This is a genomic window from Burkholderia sp. DN3021 (genome assembly GCF_049805555.1).
Classification (GTDB): Bacteria; Pseudomonadota; Gammaproteobacteria; order Burkholderiales; family Burkholderiaceae; genus Burkholderia; species Burkholderia pyrrocinia_C.
Genome location: NZ_JBNCAB010000029.1, coordinates 25,951 through 41,971 on the forward strand (window position 1 = coordinate 25,951; position 16,021 = coordinate 41,971).

General features: G+C 68.7%; 12 protein-coding genes and 1 pseudogene. 2 read left to right on the forward strand and 11 right to left on the reverse strand.

Annotated features, from left to right (window positions below; translation table 11 throughout):
- The 7 genes from ACPUER_RS16455 to ACPUER_RS16485 all read right to left on the reverse strand — a co-directional run bounded on the left by ACPUER_RS16455 (nucleotide 1) and on the right by ACPUER_RS16485 (nucleotide 9,848).
- Nucleotides 1-588 carry a LysE family translocator gene (locus ACPUER_RS16455; RefSeq protein WP_175959035.1) on the reverse strand — a complete coding sequence of 196 codons (588 nt, stop codon included), beginning with the start codon at nucleotides 586-588 and terminating at the stop codon, nucleotides 1-3.
- Nucleotides 589-687: 99 nt separating this feature from the next.
- Entirely contained in the window at nucleotides 688-2,154 is a 1,467-nt protein-coding gene (locus tag ACPUER_RS16460; protein ID WP_425131586.1) for a heavy metal sensor histidine kinase, read from the reverse strand.
- A complete protein-coding gene (locus tag ACPUER_RS16465) occupies nucleotides 2,154-2,849 on the reverse strand; it encodes a heavy metal response regulator transcription factor (protein WP_174382823.1) in 696 nt (231 codons plus the stop codon). Before ACPUER_RS16465 ends, ACPUER_RS16460 begins: the two co-directional genes overlap by 1 nt.
- Nucleotides 2,850-2,871: 22 nt before the next feature.
- Nucleotides 2,872-4,377, reverse strand: a complete 1,506-nt coding sequence (locus tag ACPUER_RS16470; protein ID WP_425131614.1) for an efflux transporter outer membrane subunit — start codon at nucleotides 4,375-4,377, stop codon at nucleotides 2,872-2,874.
- A gap of 5 nt (nucleotides 4,378-4,382) precedes the next feature.
- Complete coding sequence (locus ACPUER_RS16475; protein WP_425131587.1) at nucleotides 4,383-5,612, reverse strand: efflux RND transporter periplasmic adaptor subunit; 1,230 nt, start codon at nucleotides 5,610-5,612, stop codon at nucleotides 4,383-4,385.
- A gap of 26 nt (nucleotides 5,613-5,638) precedes the next feature.
- On the reverse strand, nucleotides 5,639-8,887 hold the full coding sequence (locus tag ACPUER_RS16480) for an efflux RND transporter permease subunit (protein WP_310139861.1): 3,249 nt from the start codon (nucleotides 8,885-8,887) through the stop codon (nucleotides 5,639-5,641).
- Between the two features lie 205 nt (nucleotides 8,888-9,092).
- Nucleotides 9,093-9,848 carry a Crp/Fnr family transcriptional regulator gene (locus ACPUER_RS16485; RefSeq protein WP_175959040.1) on the reverse strand — a complete coding sequence of 252 codons (756 nt, stop codon included), beginning with the start codon at nucleotides 9,846-9,848 and terminating at the stop codon, nucleotides 9,093-9,095.
- A 168-nt stretch (nucleotides 9,849-10,016) separates the two neighbouring features.
- Here ACPUER_RS16485 and ACPUER_RS16490 point away from each other — a divergent pair, with 168 nt between their 5' ends.
- Nucleotides 10,017-11,669 (forward strand): acyl-CoA synthetase, encoded by a 1,653-nt coding sequence (locus tag ACPUER_RS16490; protein ID WP_425131588.1) that lies wholly within the window; start codon nucleotides 10,017-10,019, stop codon nucleotides 11,667-11,669.
- A gap of 35 nt (nucleotides 11,670-11,704) precedes the next feature.
- Here the strand turns inward: ACPUER_RS16490 and ACPUER_RS16495 are convergent, their stop codons facing one another.
- From ACPUER_RS16495 to ACPUER_RS16510, 4 genes and pseudogenes are all read right to left on the reverse strand, one after another.
- The gene (locus ACPUER_RS16495; protein ID WP_425131589.1) at nucleotides 11,705-13,687 is read right to left on the reverse strand and encodes a methyl-accepting chemotaxis protein; all 1,983 of its coding nucleotides are present in this window, start codon (nucleotides 13,685-13,687) and stop codon (nucleotides 11,705-11,707) included.
- Between the two features lie 152 nt (nucleotides 13,688-13,839).
- The gene (locus tag ACPUER_RS16500; protein WP_425131590.1) at nucleotides 13,840-14,271 is read right to left on the reverse strand and encodes a YqaA family protein; all 432 of its coding nucleotides are present in this window, start codon (nucleotides 14,269-14,271) and stop codon (nucleotides 13,840-13,842) included.
- A 69-nt stretch (nucleotides 14,272-14,340) separates the two neighbouring features.
- Nucleotides 14,341-14,529, reverse strand: a pseudogene (locus ACPUER_RS16505) (hypothetical protein); the annotation flags it as partial.
- Nucleotides 14,526-15,200, reverse strand: a complete 675-nt coding sequence (locus ACPUER_RS16510) for a LysE family translocator (protein WP_425131591.1) — start codon at nucleotides 15,198-15,200, stop codon at nucleotides 14,526-14,528. The pseudogene ACPUER_RS16505 and the gene ACPUER_RS16510, both read right to left, overlap by 4 nt.
- A gap of 286 nt (nucleotides 15,201-15,486) precedes the next feature.
- Between ACPUER_RS16510 and ACPUER_RS16515 the strand changes: the two genes are divergently transcribed.
- Entirely contained in the window at nucleotides 15,487-15,969 is a 483-nt protein-coding gene (locus ACPUER_RS16515; RefSeq protein ID WP_425131592.1) for an Lrp/AsnC family transcriptional regulator, read from the forward strand.
- The last annotated feature ends 52 nt before the right edge of the window (nucleotides 15,970-16,021 follow it).

Consider the following 16,021-nt stretch of genomic DNA (forward strand, 5'->3'; position numbering starts at 1 on the left):
CTAGACGTCGAGCAGGAAAAGCGCGCTGCCCGCGAGCAGCAGCGCCATCAGCCGATTGAACATGCGCATGCGCCGCGCGTTCGCGAGCCGGTGCCGCAGCGACGCGCCCGCATAGCCCCAGCACGCGATCGACGCGAAACAGATCACCAGATACAGCGCGGCGAATTGCCAGACCTGCGCGCGGTCGCCATCGGCCGCATACGCGCCCATCGCGGCCACGCATGCGAGCCACGCCTTCGGATTCAGCCACTGCATCGCCGCGCCGGCCGCCGCCGACGGGCCGGCCACGTCCGGGGCGGCTGACAGCCGGCCGTCATCGAGCGCGAGCCGCAGCGCCATGTACAGCAGGAACGCGATCCCCGACCACTGCGTGGCGGTCGTCAGCACGGGCCAGCGCACGAGCGCCGCGTGCAGGCCGAGGCCGATCAGCAGGAACAGCGCGACGAAGCCGAGCGTCGCGCCGGCCGCGTAGCGCAGGCTCGCACCGAGGCCATGGCGCGCGCCGGCACTGAGCGCGACGATGTTGACGGGACCGGGGGTGATCGACGAGGCGAGCGCGAACGCGGCCATCGAAACCAGCATGCTCATCGGGTGTCTCCATGCGAAATGTCGAAAGTCGCATCGAGACTACGGGAGCCGCACCGGCCCGTATTGAAGAAAACTGCCCTCGGCGGCGCGCTGCCGCCGTCAGTGCAACGCGCGCGGCGCGTGCGCCGGCCGCGTGTCGTGCGGCCCGGTCGAACCGGCGGCATCGGCGGCGTCGCCCGCGCGTAGCGGTCCGCCCGCGCAGGGTTGCGTCGACACCGAGAAGCCGAACGTATTGACGCCGCCCGAGCATGCGACGAACACGCTGCCGCCGTGCATCTCGGCCACGGCCTTGACGATCGACAGCCCGAGCCCGTGGTTTTCCTTGCTGTTCGCGCGCGCTTCCTCGAGCCGGTAGAAGCGTTCGAACACATGCGAACGCTGCACGGGATCGATCGGCTCGCCCGGGTTCGCGACGGCCATTTCGACGAGCGCGTCGCGGCGCGCGATCGTCACGTGCAGCGTCGCGCCGGGCGCCGAATGCTGGATCGCGTTGATCAGCAGGTTCGTCATCGCGCGGCGGAACAGCGACGGATCGACGGCCGCGCGCGCATCGCCGTGCAGTTCGGCGCGCAGTTGCGCTTCGTCGAGCGGGATTTCGAGGAAGTCGAGCATGCGCCGCACCTCGTCGGCGAGCGACACGTCCTTCAGGTCGGTCGCGCGTTCGCCGCGATCGCTGCGCGACAGGAACAGCATGTCGTTGATGATCACGCGCAGCCGCTCGAATTCCTCGAGGTTCGACTGCAGCGTCTGGCGCATCCGGTCGACCGAGCGATCGCGGCTCGTCAGCGCGACCTGGGTCTGGCCGATCAGGATGCTGACCGGCGTGCGCAGCTCGTGCGCGACGTCGGCGTTGAACGCTTCGAGCCGCGCGTAGGTTTGCTGGATGCGCTCGAGCGCGCCGTTGAACGAGGTGGCGAGATCGCGCAGCTCGGCCGGCAGCGCGTCGGTCTGCAGCCGCTGGCGGCGGTTCGTGGCGCTCACCGTCGCCGCATCCTGCGACAGCCGGTCGAGCGGCGCGAGCCCGAAGCGCGCGACCGCGCGGCTCAGCAGCAGCGTGACGACGGTGGCCGTGGCGATCAGCGCGGCGAGCGTCAAGCCGAAGCGGCGCAGCATCCGTTGCGTGCGCTCGCACGAGCTGGCGACGATCAGCTTCAGCGTCGGGCGCTCGCCGCTGCCGGCCACGGTGACGGTCTTCGTCATCACGTCATAGCTGCTGTCGTTCAGCGCATAGCGCTGGAACGCGCCGAATGGCGGATCGACGGGCACGCCGTTTACCGGCGTACCGAAGCGGAATGCCGGGTTCGTGCTGTCGACCTGATAGCGCGTCGAGCCGTCGGGCGGGACGAGATCGGCGAGTTTTTCCTGCATCATGCGACCGCGCGCGGCCGTCGTCGCATGCGACACGATCATCTCGGCGACCTTCGCGCGCGTGTCGAGCGTCGCGCGCAGTTCCGCGAAGAGCTGGCGCTCCATCATCACGAACAGCCCGCAGCCGACCAGCGTGAACACGAGCAGCGACACGATGCCGAACATCGCCGACAGCCGCAGGACGATCGAGCGTTTCATCAAGCGTGCCTCTCGGTGTCGCCGTCCTCGCGCGCCTCGAGCACGTAGCCCATCCCGCGGATCGTGTGCAGCAGCTTGTCCGCGAACGGGCCGTCGAGTTTCGCGCGCAGGCGCTTGATCGCCGTCTCGACGACGTTCGCGTTGCTGTCGAAGTTCACGTCCCACACGAGTTCGGCGATCGTCGTCTTCGACAGCACCTCGCCGCTGCGCCGCGCGAGCACGCCGAGCAGCTGGAATTCCTGAGCGGTCAGGTCGAGCCGCGTGCCGTCGCGGGTCGCGCGGCGGCCGATCAGGTCGACGCGCAGGTCGCCGATCGAGATCAGCGTCGATTCCTGCACGCGCGCGCGGCGCGTCAGCGCGCGCAGCCGCTCGATCAGTTCGAGGAACGAGAAGGGCTTGGTCAGGTAGTCGTCGGCGCCGCCGCGCAGCCCGCGCACGCGATCGTCGACGCGGTCGCGCGCGGTCAGCATGATGACGGGCGTCTGCTTCTGCGCGCGCAACGCGCGCAGCACGCCGAAGCCGTCGAGCTTCGGCAGCATCACGTCGAGCACGACCACGTCGTAGTCGAATTCGACGGCCTTCCACGCGCCGTCCTCGCCGTCGAGCGCAGTGTCGACCACCCAGCCTTCCTCGGTCAGGCCGCTCTTCAGGTATTCGACGACTTTCGGTTCGTCTTCGACGATCAGCACTTTCATGTTGTTGTTCCGCGTAACCGGGTTAGGGGCCGACGCCCGCGGTGCGCTGCGGGCCGGCCGCCGCGACGTCGGACGGCGCGGGGCCGCTCGTCGCATCGCCGTCCCAGCCGCCGCCGAGCGCCTTCGCGAGAAAGACGACGAGCGCCGCGCGCTGGCCCTGGATCTGCACGGCCTGGCGCTCGCTCGTCAGCAGTTGCTGCTGGGCCGTCAGCACGTCGATGAACGGGGTCAGGCCGCCCGCGTAGCGGTCCTGCGCGAGCGACACGAGCTTGCGCGCGTCGTCGACGGCCGCCGATGCCTGCTGCGCGGCGTCGGCCAGCACCGACAGGCTCGTCACCGCATTTTGCACCTCCTGGAACGCGGTGAGCACGGTCTGCCGGTAGCTGGCCTGCGCGGCGGCATAACCGGCCTGCGCGAAATCGACGCCGGCCTTCAGCTTGCCGCCTTCGAACAGCGGCTGGCTGACCGACGCGCCGACCGACCACAGCAGCGCCGGCACGGTGAACAGGCTCGCGAAGCGCGTCGCATCCCAGCCGATGTCCGGCGACAGCGCGATGCGCGGGAAATACGCGGCGCGCGCGACGCCGATCTGCGCGTTCGCGGCCGCCATCGCGCGCTCGGCCGACGCGACATCGGGGCGCCGCTGCAGCAGGTCGCTCGGCATGCCGGTCGGCAGCGCGGGCGCGTTGATCGGCACCACGCGCGGCGGCAGCGAGAATTCGGGGGCCGGCGTGCCGACCAGCGTCGCGATCGCGGTTTCGACCTGCGCGCGCTGCTGGATCAGCAACTGTGCCTGCGTGCGCGTCGCGTCGAGCTGCGAGCGCTGCTGCAGCAGGTCGAGGCCCGACACGGCACCGAGTTCGTGGCGCGCGCTCACGTAGTCGAGCGCCTTTTGCTGCAGGTCGATCGAGCGCTTGACGACGTCGATCTCGCTGTCCAACTCGCGTAGCGCGAAATAGCTCGACGCGAGATCGGCGGTCAGCACGAGGCGCGCGTTCGCGAAATCGTCGTGCGCCTGCTCGGTGCTTGCCTGTGCGGATTCGACGCTGCGCCGCACGCGGCCGAACAGGTCGAGCTCGTAGCTGACGCTCGCGCCGACCTGGATCTCGTTCTGCACGGTCGACATGCTGCGCGTCGCGTAGTTGGTCTGCGGCCGGTCGGCGGAGATCTTGAAGCGCTGGCCGCTCGCGGTCAGGCCGACCGCCGGATACTGCGCGGACGCGACCGATGCGAGCGTCGCCTTCGCCTGGTCGTAGCGCGCGGCGACGGCTTTCAGGTTCTGGTTGTTGCGCAGCGCGTCGGCTTCGAGCGCGTCGAGCTGCGGATCGCCGAACGCGGTCCACCACGCGGGATCGAGCGGCGCGCGGGCCGGCGCGGCCGGGTGCCAGTACGCGTCGGCCGGGTCGAGCCGCCACGCGGCCGGCGTATCGACGGCCGGGCGCCGGTAGTCGGGGCCGACCGTGCAGCCGGCGAGGGCGGCCGCTGCCATGACGGCGGCGAGCGCCGCGGGCCGCACGCGGGCGCGCATCGCGATCACGACTTCGCTCCCGCGACGGCCGATGCGGGTTTGGCCGCCGGCGTCGATACGACGACCGGATCGCCATTCGCGAGCGCGTCGCTCGGGTTCGCGACGAGGCGGTCGTTCGGCGTGAGCGGCCCGTCGACTTCGAGCGTCTGCCCGATCGTGCGCACGACCGTCACCGGTTTCAGGCGGACCTGGCCGTTCGCGTCGACGGTCGCGACCGTCGGGCCTTCGGCGCGGAACAGCAACGTATTGGCCGGGATCTGCAGGCGGCCGACCGGTGTCATCGGCAGCGTTGCCTGCACGTACGCACCGGGCAGCAGCCGTGCATCCGGGTTCGGCAGCGTGATCTCGATCTGCAGCGAACGCGTCGCGACATCGATCGACCCGGACGTGCGCGTGATCGTGCCGTCGAAGGTCCGGCCCGGCAGCTCGGCCTGCGCGACGCTCACGTGCTGGCCGACCTTCACCTGCTGCGCGTACGCCTGCGGCACCTGAACGTAGAGGCGCAACCGGTCGGCCTGCACGACCGTGAACAGCGAGCGGCCCGCGTTGCCGGAGCTGACGAGATCGCCGACGTCGACGTTGCGCTGCGTGACGATCCCGTCGATCGGCGCGACGATTCGCTGGAAACCCTTCAGTTCGGTGAGCCGGCGCATGTTCGCATCGGCCGCGGCGAGGTTCGCGGTGCCCTGGTTGAATGCGCCCTGGCGGTCGTCGAGTTCCTGCTGCGACACCGCATCGCGCTGGCGCAACTGCTGCGCGCGGTCGAACGACGTCTTCGCGAGCGTGAGCGCTGCCTGCGCCTGCTGGCGCTGCGCGGTGGCCTGCGCGAGCTCCTGGTTCAGTTCGGGCGTGTCGAGTTCGGCGAGCACTTGCCCCTGTTTCACGTGCGCGCCGATATCGGCCTGCCAGCGCAGCACATAGCCGCTCGCGCGTGCATAGATCGGCGCCTCGACGAAGCCGCGCAGCGTGCCGGGCAGCGTCAGCTTGCCGCCGCTGGCCGCGTCGGCCGGGCGCACGACGTTCACGTACTGGCGCGTGTTCTGCTCGGCGATCGCGTCGAGCCGGTTGCGGTTCAGCACGTTGACGACGATCGTGCGCGCGGCGCCGGCGGCCAGCAGCACGCCGATCACGATCAGCACGATTCGCCCGCGCCGCGACACCGACGTGCGTGTCGGCAGGTGCATGCCGTGTTCGTCCACCTGGATGCCGACGGAGCTGTGATGTTTCTCTTCCATGAATTGACCGGGTCTATAGGCGAAAGTCAGTGTCCGGCCTGGCGCGCGCGCCGGCGGGCCAGCCGCGAATGCACGCCGCCGAACACGAGCGGCACGAACAGCAAGGTCGACACGGTTGCGAACAGCAGCCCGCCGATCACCGCGCGGCCGAGCGGCGCGTTCTGCTCGGCGCCTTCGCCGAGACCGAGCGCCATCGGCACCATGCCGATGATCATCGCGAGCGCGGTCATCAGCACCGGCCGGATTCGCGTCGCGCCGGCCTCCAGCGCGGCCGTGAGCGGCGGCGCGCCGGCCGCGAGACGCTGGCGCGCGAACGACACCACGAGAATGCTGTTCGCGGTCGCGACGCCCACCGTCATGATCGCGCCCGTCAGCGCGGGCACGCTCAGGTGCGTGCCGGTGATGAACAGCATCCACGCGATGCCGGCGAGCGCGGCGGGCATCGCGCTGATGATGATCAGCGGGTCGAGCCACGACTGGAAATTGACGACGATCAGCAGGTAGACGAGCACGATCGCCATCGCGACACCGGCGCCGAGGCCGATATACGACGTGCGCATCGTCTCGATCTGGCCGCGCATCGTCAGGTCGGTGCCGCGCGGCAGGCTCGCGCGCATGTCGGACACGATGCGGTCGATCTCGCCCGCGACCGAGCCGAGGTCGCGGCCCTCGACGCTCACGTACAGGTCGATCGCCGGGCGGATGTTGTAGTGCGTGATCACGGCCGGGTTGGCGGCGGTGCGCACCTGCACGAGGTTGCCGAGCAGTTGCAGCGGCATGCCCGTGCGGCCGCTCGCCGAGATCGGCGTGCCGAGCAGGTCGTCGACCGACGAGATGTCGTATTGCGGGGTCTGGATCTGCAGCGGGTACTGGACGCCCGTTTTCGGGTTGATCCAGAACGACGGCGTCGTCTGCGAACTGCCGGACAGCGAGATCAGCATGTTCTGCGCGACGTTCTGCGCGGAGAGGTTGAGCTGCTGCATGCGCGTACGATCCATGTCGGCCAGCAGGGTCGGCTCGTCGTTGCGTTGCAGCACATGCACGTCGACGGCGCCGGGGATTTGCCTGATCTTTTTCATCAGGTTGCTCGCGATAGTCATGTTACTCGCGAGATCGTTGCCGAGCACCTGCACGTCGATTGCGGCCGGCTGACCGAAGTTGAGGATCTGCGTGATGATGTCCGACGGCTGGAAGAAGAATTCGACGCCGGGGAAGCGTTCGGGCAGCAGCCTGCGCAGCGTCTGCACGTAATCCCGGGTTGCGCGGTGGCCGGGCTTCAGCGCGATCAGCAGCTCGCCGTCAAGCGTGCCGATGGTGCCGGCATTGCTGTACGACAGGTTGATGCCGCTGACGGGCAGGCCGAGGTTGTCGACGATCGCGCCGAGCTCGTCGGGCGGCACGACTTCGCGGATCACGCGCTCGACCCGGTCGGCGAGGCGCGCGGTTTCCTCGATCCGGTAGCCGGTCGGCGCGCGCATATGCAGCCGGATGTTGCCCGAATCGGCGTTCGGGAAGAAGTCGCGGCCGAGCGCGAACACGAGGCCCGTCGACAGCACGCAGAAGCCGAGGAAGCACATCGCGTAGAAGCGGCGGCGCACGAGCAGCATGCTCAGCAGCACGATGTACCACGCGCGCAGCCGCTCGAACGCGTTGTTGAACGCATGATGAAGGCGCGCGAAACGCGACGTCGCATGATCGGGGCCGGTGCTCGCCTGCTGCGGGCGGAACAGCAGCATCGCGAGCGTCGGCACGAGCGTGCGCGACAGCACGTACGACGCGAGCATCGCGAACACGACCGCTTCCGCGAGCGGCACGAACAGGTAGCGCGCGACGCCGGTCAGGAAGAACATCGGCACGAACACGATGCAGATGCACAGCGTCGACACGAACGCGGGCACCGCGATCTCGCCGGCGCCTTCGAGGATCGCCTCGTGCAGGTCCGTGCTGAACGACGACCCCCGCGCTCCCTCCGGTCGCTGCCCCCCGAGGGGGCCGCTCGGCACGCTTGGGGCGGCCCGGCGCGTGCCGAGATGCAGGTGCCGTTCGATGTTCTCGATCGTGACGGTCGCGTCGTCCACCAGGATCCCGACCGCGAGCGCGAGCCCGCCGAGCGTCATGATGTTGATGGTCTCGCCGAGCGCCGACAGCGCGATCAGCGACGTGAAGATCGACAGCGGAATCGAGATCGCGATGATCAGCGTGCTGCGCCAGTTGCCGAGGAACAGCAGGATCATCATCGCGGTCAGCACGGCCGCGATCAGCGCTTCGTGGATCACACCCTGCACGGCCGCGTTGACGAACACCGACTGGTCGAACAGCGGCGTGATCGTGAGCCCTTCGGGGAGCGTCGGGAGCACCTTCGGCAGCAGCGCCTTCAGGTCCGACACGACCTTGAGCGTCGACGCGTCGCCGCTTTTCAGGATCGACACGAGCACGCCGCGCTGGCCGTTCTGGCGCACGACGTTAGTCTGCGGCGCGAAGCCGTCGCGCACGGACGCGACCTCGCGCAGGTAGGTCGTCGCGCCGCTGACGGTCTGGATCGGCAGGTTGTTGATGTCGGCGACCGTATCGGCCGACGCGTTCGTGTCGATCCGGTATTCGGTCTGGCCCATCTTCGCGGTGCCGGTCGGCAGCACGAGGTTCTGTGCGTTGACCGCGTTGACGATGTCGGCCGGCGTGAGGCCCTTCGCGAGCAGCGCCTGCGGATCGAGATCGATCGCGACCACGCGCGTGCGGCCGCCGTACGGGAACGGCACCTGGGCACCGGGAATCGTGATCAGTTGCGGGCGCAGGAAGTTCAGCGCGATGTCGGCGAGCGACTGTTCGCTGAGCGTCGTGCTCGACAGCCCGAGCTGGATCACCGGGATGCTCGACGCGGAATAGGTGATCACGAGCGGCGGCGTCGCGCCCTGCGGCATCTGCCGCACGATCGCCTGCGCGGACGAGACCGTCTGCGCGATCGCCGTCTGCACGTTCGCGCCGGGCTGCAGGAACACCTTCACGACCGCGATGCCGGGCAGCGACGTCGACTCGACATGCTGGATGTTGTTGACGGTCGTCGTCAGGATCCGTTCATGCACGGCCGTGATGCGGTTCGTCATCTCCGTCGCGGAGAAGCCGCTGTAATTCCAGATCACGCTGATCACGGGGATGTTGATCGCGGGCAGCACGTCGACCGGCGTGCGCATCAGCGCAAGCGGCGTGGCCAGCACGATCATGATGGCCATCACGATGAACGTGTAGGGGCGCCTGAGCGCGAGATTGACGATCCACATGGAGGCAGCGGGACAGGCGGTGATCAGGCGTCGGTGACGGGAACCCGAATGATAGGCGTCGGCGTGGAACGGGTTACTGTCGCGAAACTGGCGGAATTGTCAGGTTGGGCGCGCGGTCGCCGCGGGCCGATTCCGCAGACGAAATGCGCGCACATGCCGCGACTGACGAACCGACGCGGCACCGGTTTCGCTCATCGCGCCGCGCTCAGATCTGCTCCATCCCGAAGCGCGCGAGCGCGCCCAGATCGACGACCTCGATCTGGTTGTACGCGAGCCGTAGCGCGCCGAGCTTCTCGAGCTGCTGCAGCGCCTGGTTGATCCGCTGCCGCGACACGCCGACGAGCATCCCCAGTTCCTCCTGCGAAATCGACAGCGACGGGCCGGTGTCCGGGTACAGGTCCGGGTTGAAGAGCTGCGCGAGCGCCTGCGCGACGCGCGCATCGACGTCGAGCAGCCGGCTGTTCTGGATCGACGCGATGAATTCGCCCATCCGGTTGTTCAATTGGTGGATCACGAAGCGCGTGAACGGCAGGCTCGTGTCGAGCAGCGCATGGAACGTATCGACCGGCACGAACAGCACGGTCGAGCGCTGGATCGCGACGACCTCGTACTTGCGCAGTTCGCGCTTGATCACGCTGCCTTCGCCGAACCAGCCGCCCGACGGCACGCCGGAAAACGTGCAGCCGCGCCCCGACGCGTTGAAGATCGCGAGCTTCAGCAGCCCGCGATGCACGCCGATCCAGTATTCGGACGGCGCGAGCCGGTGCGCGATCACGTCGCCGGCCTCGCGCTGCTCGACATGCGACTGCGCGAGCACCAGCGCCTGGTGCTCGGGCGCGAGCGTGCGGAACCACGCGCACTGGCCGAACAGCGTCGACAGCGCCGGCAGCGGGCCCGGTTCGGGAAGCGCGTCGGCCGGGCGGGCGGCCGCGTCGGGCGGCGCAACGTGGTGGTCGTGCATGGGTGCGGGTTTGCGAGGTTAGGGATAACGCGCAGCGCTCGAAAGGCACTCTGTCGTTTCGATGACAGACGGCTCACAATAACGCCCGTTAGGCTGTCGGCAATTGAACCACATCAAAACGATCCGGGGTGCATGCACCCCGGTCGACAGAACACGGGAGACAGGATCATGACGCAGATGTTCGAGGCCGGGCTCGGCCGCCGCGATGCCAACTACGTACCGCTCACCCCGATCGACTTCCTGGTCCGGACGGCGGAAGTCTACGGCGAGCGCCTCGCGATCGTGCACGGCGACGTGCGGCGCACGTGGGGCGAGACCCATACGCGCGCGAAGCAGTTGGCGAGTGCGCTCGCGCAGGCCGGCGTCGGGCGCGGCGACACCGTCGCGGCGCTGCTGCCGAACATCCCGGCGATGGTCGAGGCGCACTTCGGCGTGCCGATGGCCGGCGCGGTGCTGAACACGATCAACACGCGGCTCGACGTGCCGTCGGTGATCTTCATGCTGCGTCACGGCGAGGCGAAGGTGCTGATCGTCGACACCGAATACGCGGAGCTCGCGCATCGCGCGGCGCTCGACGTGCCGGGCCTGAAGATCGTCTGCGTCGCCGATGCGATGCCGGCCGATCCCGAGCGTTTCGCGGGCGCGATCGACTATGAAGCGTTCGTCGCGAGCGGCGACGCCGACTACGCATGGACACAGCCCGCCGACGAATGGGACGCGATCGCGCTGAACTACACGTCCGGCACGACCGGCGACCCGAAGGGCGTGGTCTACCACCATCGCGGCGCGTATCTGGCGGCGATCAGCAACATCCTCGAATGGGACATGCCGAAGCACGCGGTGTATCTGTGGACGCTGCCGATGTTCCACTGCAACGGCTGGTGCTTTCCGTGGGCCGTCGCGGCGCGCGCGGGCGTGAACGTCTGCCTGCGCAAGTTCGACGCGAAGACCGTGTTCGACCTGATTCGCCGCGAACGCATCACGCACTATTGCGGCGCGCCGATCGTGCAGAGCGCGATCGCGAACGCGCCGGCCGAATTCCGCGAAGGCATCGACCACACGGTGCACGCGATGGTCGCGGGCGCGGCGCCCGCGCCGGCGGTGATCGCGAAGATGAAGGAGATCGGTTTCGACCTGCTGCACGTGTACGGGCTGACCGAGGTCTACGGCCCGGCGACCGTGTGCGCGAAGCAGGCGCACTGGGAAGCGCTGCCGGATGAAGAGCGCGCGCGGCTCAATGCGCGGCAAGGCGTGCGCTACCACCTCGAAGCGGGCGCGACGGTGCTCGATCCCGACACGATGGCGCCGGTGCCGGCCGACGGCGAGACGCTCGGCGAGATCATGTTCCGCGGCAACATCTGCATGAAGGGCTATCTGAAGAACCCGCACGCGACCGACGAGGCGTTCCACGGCGGCTGGTTCCATACCGGCGATCTCGGCGTGCTGACGCCGGACGGCTATATCCGCATCAAGGATCGCCGCAAGGACATCATCATCTCGGGCGGCGAGAACATCTCGAGCATCGAGGTCGAGGACGCGCTGTACCGGCATCCGGCCGTCGCCGTTGCGGCCGTCGTCGCAATGCCCGATCCGAAATGGGGCGAGGTGCCGTGCGCGTTCGTCGAGCTGCGCGAAGGCGCATGCGCGACCGAGGAGGAGATCGTCGCGCACTGCCGGCAACTGCTCGCGGGCTTCAAGGTGCCGAAGGCCGTGCGTTTCGGCGAACTGCCGAAGACGTCGACCGGCAAGATCCAGAAGTTCCAGCTGCGCAATGCGGTCGGCTCGGACAAGGCGATCGACCTGGCGGGCGACAAGAAGTAGGCGGCGAGCGGCCGCCGGCCGCCGCCGGTCGACGCTCATGCGTCGCGTTCGAGCCGGAACACGCTGACGGCTTCCGACAGTTGCGCGGCCTGGTCGCGCAGTGCGACGGCCGCGCGTTCGGCGTCCGAGATCAGCGTCGCGTTCTGCTGCGTGGTCTCCCCGATCTGCGTGACGGCCTGGTTCACCTGCTCGATACCGGTCGATTGCTCTCGCGACGCGGCGCTGATCTCGCCGATCAGCGTGCTGACCTGATCGACGCGCGCGACGATGTCGCGCATCGTGCCGCGCGCCGCGTCCGCGATACGGTAACCCTGTTCGACGGTCGTCGACGATTCGGCGCTCAGCGCGTCGATTTCCTTGACTGCGGCCGCGCTGCGCTGGGCGAGCGCGCGCACTTCGGCCGCGACCACCGCGAAGCCCTTGCCGTGCTCGCCTGCGCGCGCGGCCTCGACGGCTGCGTTCAGCGCCAGGATGTTGGTCTGGAACGCGATGCCTTCGATCGCGCCCGTGATTTCGGCGATCCGGCGCGTTGCGCGGCCGATTTCGTCCATCGTCGCGACCACGCGCTGCACGGCCTCGTCGCCGTCGGTCGCGGCGGCCGAAGCGTTCGCGACCAGCGCGTTCGCTTGCGCCGCGTGCTCGGCGTTTTGCTGCACGGCGGCCGTGATCTGCTCCATGCTGGCCGCCGTCTGTTCGACGCTGCTCGCCTGCGTCGCGATCCGTGCGGCGATGTCGCCGCTGCCGGCCGCGATGCCGACCATGCCGCGCGCGATGTCGGCCGAGCCGCTGCGCACCTGCGCGACGATCCGCGCCAGGCCGTCGCCGATCCCGTCGACCGCCTGTACGAGCCGGCCGATCTCGTCGTTGCGCGTGGCGCCGCGTGCCGTCTCGCCGTCGCGGATCCGCACGCTGAGGTCGCCCGCCGCGTAGCGTTCGGACGCGCGTGCCGCCGCATCGAGCGGCCGGCTCACGACGCGCCTCACGACGACGACGAACAGCGCCGCGAACGCCGCGACGAGCACGGCTGCGATCATCAGGAAGCGGTCGCGGAGGGTGCGCATGCCGGCGAGCAGTTCGTCGTCGATCGCGATGCCGCCGACCAGCCATTGCCACTGCGGAACCGTCGTGAACGACACGAATTTCGCGGTTGGCCGGCTGTCGTGCGCGGCCGGGTCGGCCGACGTATACGCGAGCCGGCCGTGGCCGGCCGCGAGCATCTGCGTGTACGGCGCGCGCGCGTCGTCGGCGCGCTGGCCGGCTGCATCGGGATGAACGACGAAGGTGCCGCGCGATGCGCCCGGCGCGGCGTCGAGCACGAAGTAGTAGCCGTTATCGCCGACCTTCAACGCACGGATGCCGTCCTGGACGACTTGCAGCTCCGCGCCGACGTCGAGACCGACGAACAGCGCGCCGATCACGCGGCCGGTTGCGTCGGTGACCGGCTTGTACTGCGTGATGTACTGCCGGCCGAACAGTTTGGCGAGGCCCGTGTAGCTGCGCCCGGCGGCGAGCGGCGCATACGCGGGGCTCGCGCGATCGAGGCGCGTGCCGACCGCGCGTGCCCCGTCCTGTTTCTTCAGCGACGTCGTGATGCGCACGAAATCGTCGCCGTCGCGCGCGAAGATCGTCGCGATCGCGCCGCTTTTCTTCAGGAACTGGTCCGGAATCGAGTAATCGAGGTCGAGCGGCTGGCCGCCCGCGGACAGCGTGGGCGCGGCGACGCCGCCGATGTCGACGGTGCGCGCCGGGTCGAGCGAGAAATCGGCCGGCAGGAAACTCGCGAACAGCGACATCGCGCGACTGGCTTCGGCCGACAGCGCCTTGTCGAACATCTCGACCATCGCACGGATCGACTGCTCCTTGTCGGCGATTCGCGCGTGCGCCTCGTCCGCGAGTTGCTGGCTGGCGAAATGGGCGAGCGCCCACGCGAAAACGGTGAACAGCAGTGCGACGAGCGTGCACGCCAGCGCGGCCAGGCGCGCGCCGACGCTCACCCGGCCCAATTGGGTCAATCTCATACGGCATCCTGAGTGGGGTGGGAGAGGGGCGGAACGCACGCGTCACCGCACACTGTAAGGAGAACGGCAGCTTCGGCGGATTCTTTAGCGTTGCGAAGCCGGTGGCGGCGCGAGCAGGCGCCAGCGACGGAGGAAAGGTCGCGTCAGTACCGTCAGTACGTCACGAGCCACGCGACGGCCAGGTAGCGGCCGACCTTCGCGAGCGTGACGATCGCGAGAAAGGTCGGCAGCGGCTCGCGCAGCACGCCGGCGATCATCGTCAGCGGATCGCCGATCACCGGCGCCCAGCTCAGCAGCAGCGACCAGCGGCCGTAGCGCGCATACCAGCGCTCAGCGCGCGCGAGCGCGGACGGCTTGACCGGAAACCAGCGGCGGTCGCGGAAGTGCTCGATGCCGCGCCCGAGCGCCCAGTTGATCGCGGAGCCGGCGACGTTGCCGAGGCTCGCGACGAGCACCAGCGCCCACACGGGTTCGCGCCTGGCGAGCAGCAGGCCGGCGAGCACGGCTTCGGACTGGAGCGGCAACAGGGTCGCGGCGACCATCGACACGGCGAACAGGCCGCCGTAAGTGAGCAATTCGGACATCGCGCGATTGTACCGGTCGAGCGCCGACCGCTCTGGGTCACACGGTTAGCGGCTCAACGGTTCAGCGGCTCACTGGGCCAGCGGTTCACTGGGGCAGGCGGCATCGGCGGTCCCGAACACCAGATGCGAGATTACCGACTTGTCGCCCGGTTCGTTGTTGAGCGTGCTTGCGAGCAGTTCTCCGGCGAGCTGCTGCGGCGAAAACACTGTGTCGGGTTTCGGCAGCCGCAGCCGTTCGAGGTTGCGCTGCTCGCTCAGTTCCAGCCGACCATGATCGCGCCCATCCCGACGAGCAGCCCGCCCGTCACGCGGTTCATCGCGCGCATCCGCGCCGGCCGCCGCAACGCGCGGCTCAGCCGGTGCGAGAACAGCGCCATCGACGCGACGCCACCCGCGAACAGCAGCGCGAACGTTGCGGCGAGCAGCAGGTATTGAAGGTTCAGGCTCCAGTCGGCGTTCGGGCTGATGAACTGCGGAAAGAACGACGGAAAGAACAGCAGCGTCTTCGGATTCAGGCCCGACGTCGCGACGCCGCGCCAGAACAGCGCGCGTCCGGTGTCGGTGTCCTGCGGGACGATCGCGGCTCCGGCTCCAGCTCCAGCCCTGGCTGCGGCTTCCGCCGATGCGGCGGACGCGTTGACCGGCGAGCGGCCGAGCCATTGCTTGCCGCCGAGCCACACGAGATATGCGGCGCCAGCCCAGCGCAGCACGGTGAGCGCGTGCTCGTCGATATGAACCAGCGAATTCAGGCACAGCGCGGTCAACGCGAGTTGCAGCAGCACGGCGAGCGTGCCGCCCCACACGCACGGCAGCGCGCGGCGCCAGCCGGCGCGCAGCGCCTGGTTCATCGTGAGCAGGTTGACGGGGCCGGGCGCGTAGATGAGGACGACGGAAGCAGCGAGGAACGACAGATAAAGCCTGAACGACATGACGGGAAGTGCGAGAACGGGATGCAGGCACCGGCTCCGCACGCGGTCGGATAGGCGTGCGGGCGGCGGGGAATCGCATGCCTGCTTGTCCGGCACCGCAACTCGTGATTGCGGCCGTGCGTCCCGGTGCGAAGGGGTTGTCGCGGGGAGCGTGCCGGGCAACAGGCATGGAGATAATGTATCAAGCGAGCCGGTTAAAAGGCTTCCTGTTTTCCGGCGAAACGGGTCTGAAACCGGAATCCTGTTCAGATAGAATGGCGATTTTCAGTAGAAGATTCTTCTCGTCATGGCCACCCGCGAACGCACGCCGAAAACACTCGACAATCAGGACCGCAAAATCCTTGGTGCATTGCAGAAAAATGCGCGGCTGTCGAACGCCGAATTGGCCGAACAGATCGGCATGTCGACGACCGCGTGCTGGAACCGCACGCGGCAGCTCGAAGCCGACGGCTACATCGACGGTTACGTCGCGCTCGTCAACCAGCGCATGCTCGGCTACGCGGACATCGTGATCCTCGAAGTCACGCTCGATCGCCACGAAGACGACGCGCTCGCGCGTTTCGGCGCGGAGCTGGCCGCGTTGCCGGAAGTGCTCGAGGCGTATCTGGTGTCGGGTGAATACGATTACTGGATCAAGGTCGCCGTGGACGGCACGGCCGGCTACGAGCGGTTCCTGCGCGAAAAGCTGTACAAGATCTCGAGCATCCGGCACAGCCGCTCGATGTTCGCGCTGCGCTGCATGAAGGATGTGCCTTCGATCCAGGTGTGAGGGGGCGGAGAAGGGGGCGCGGCCGTCGTTGAAACGACGGCGCATGCAACTG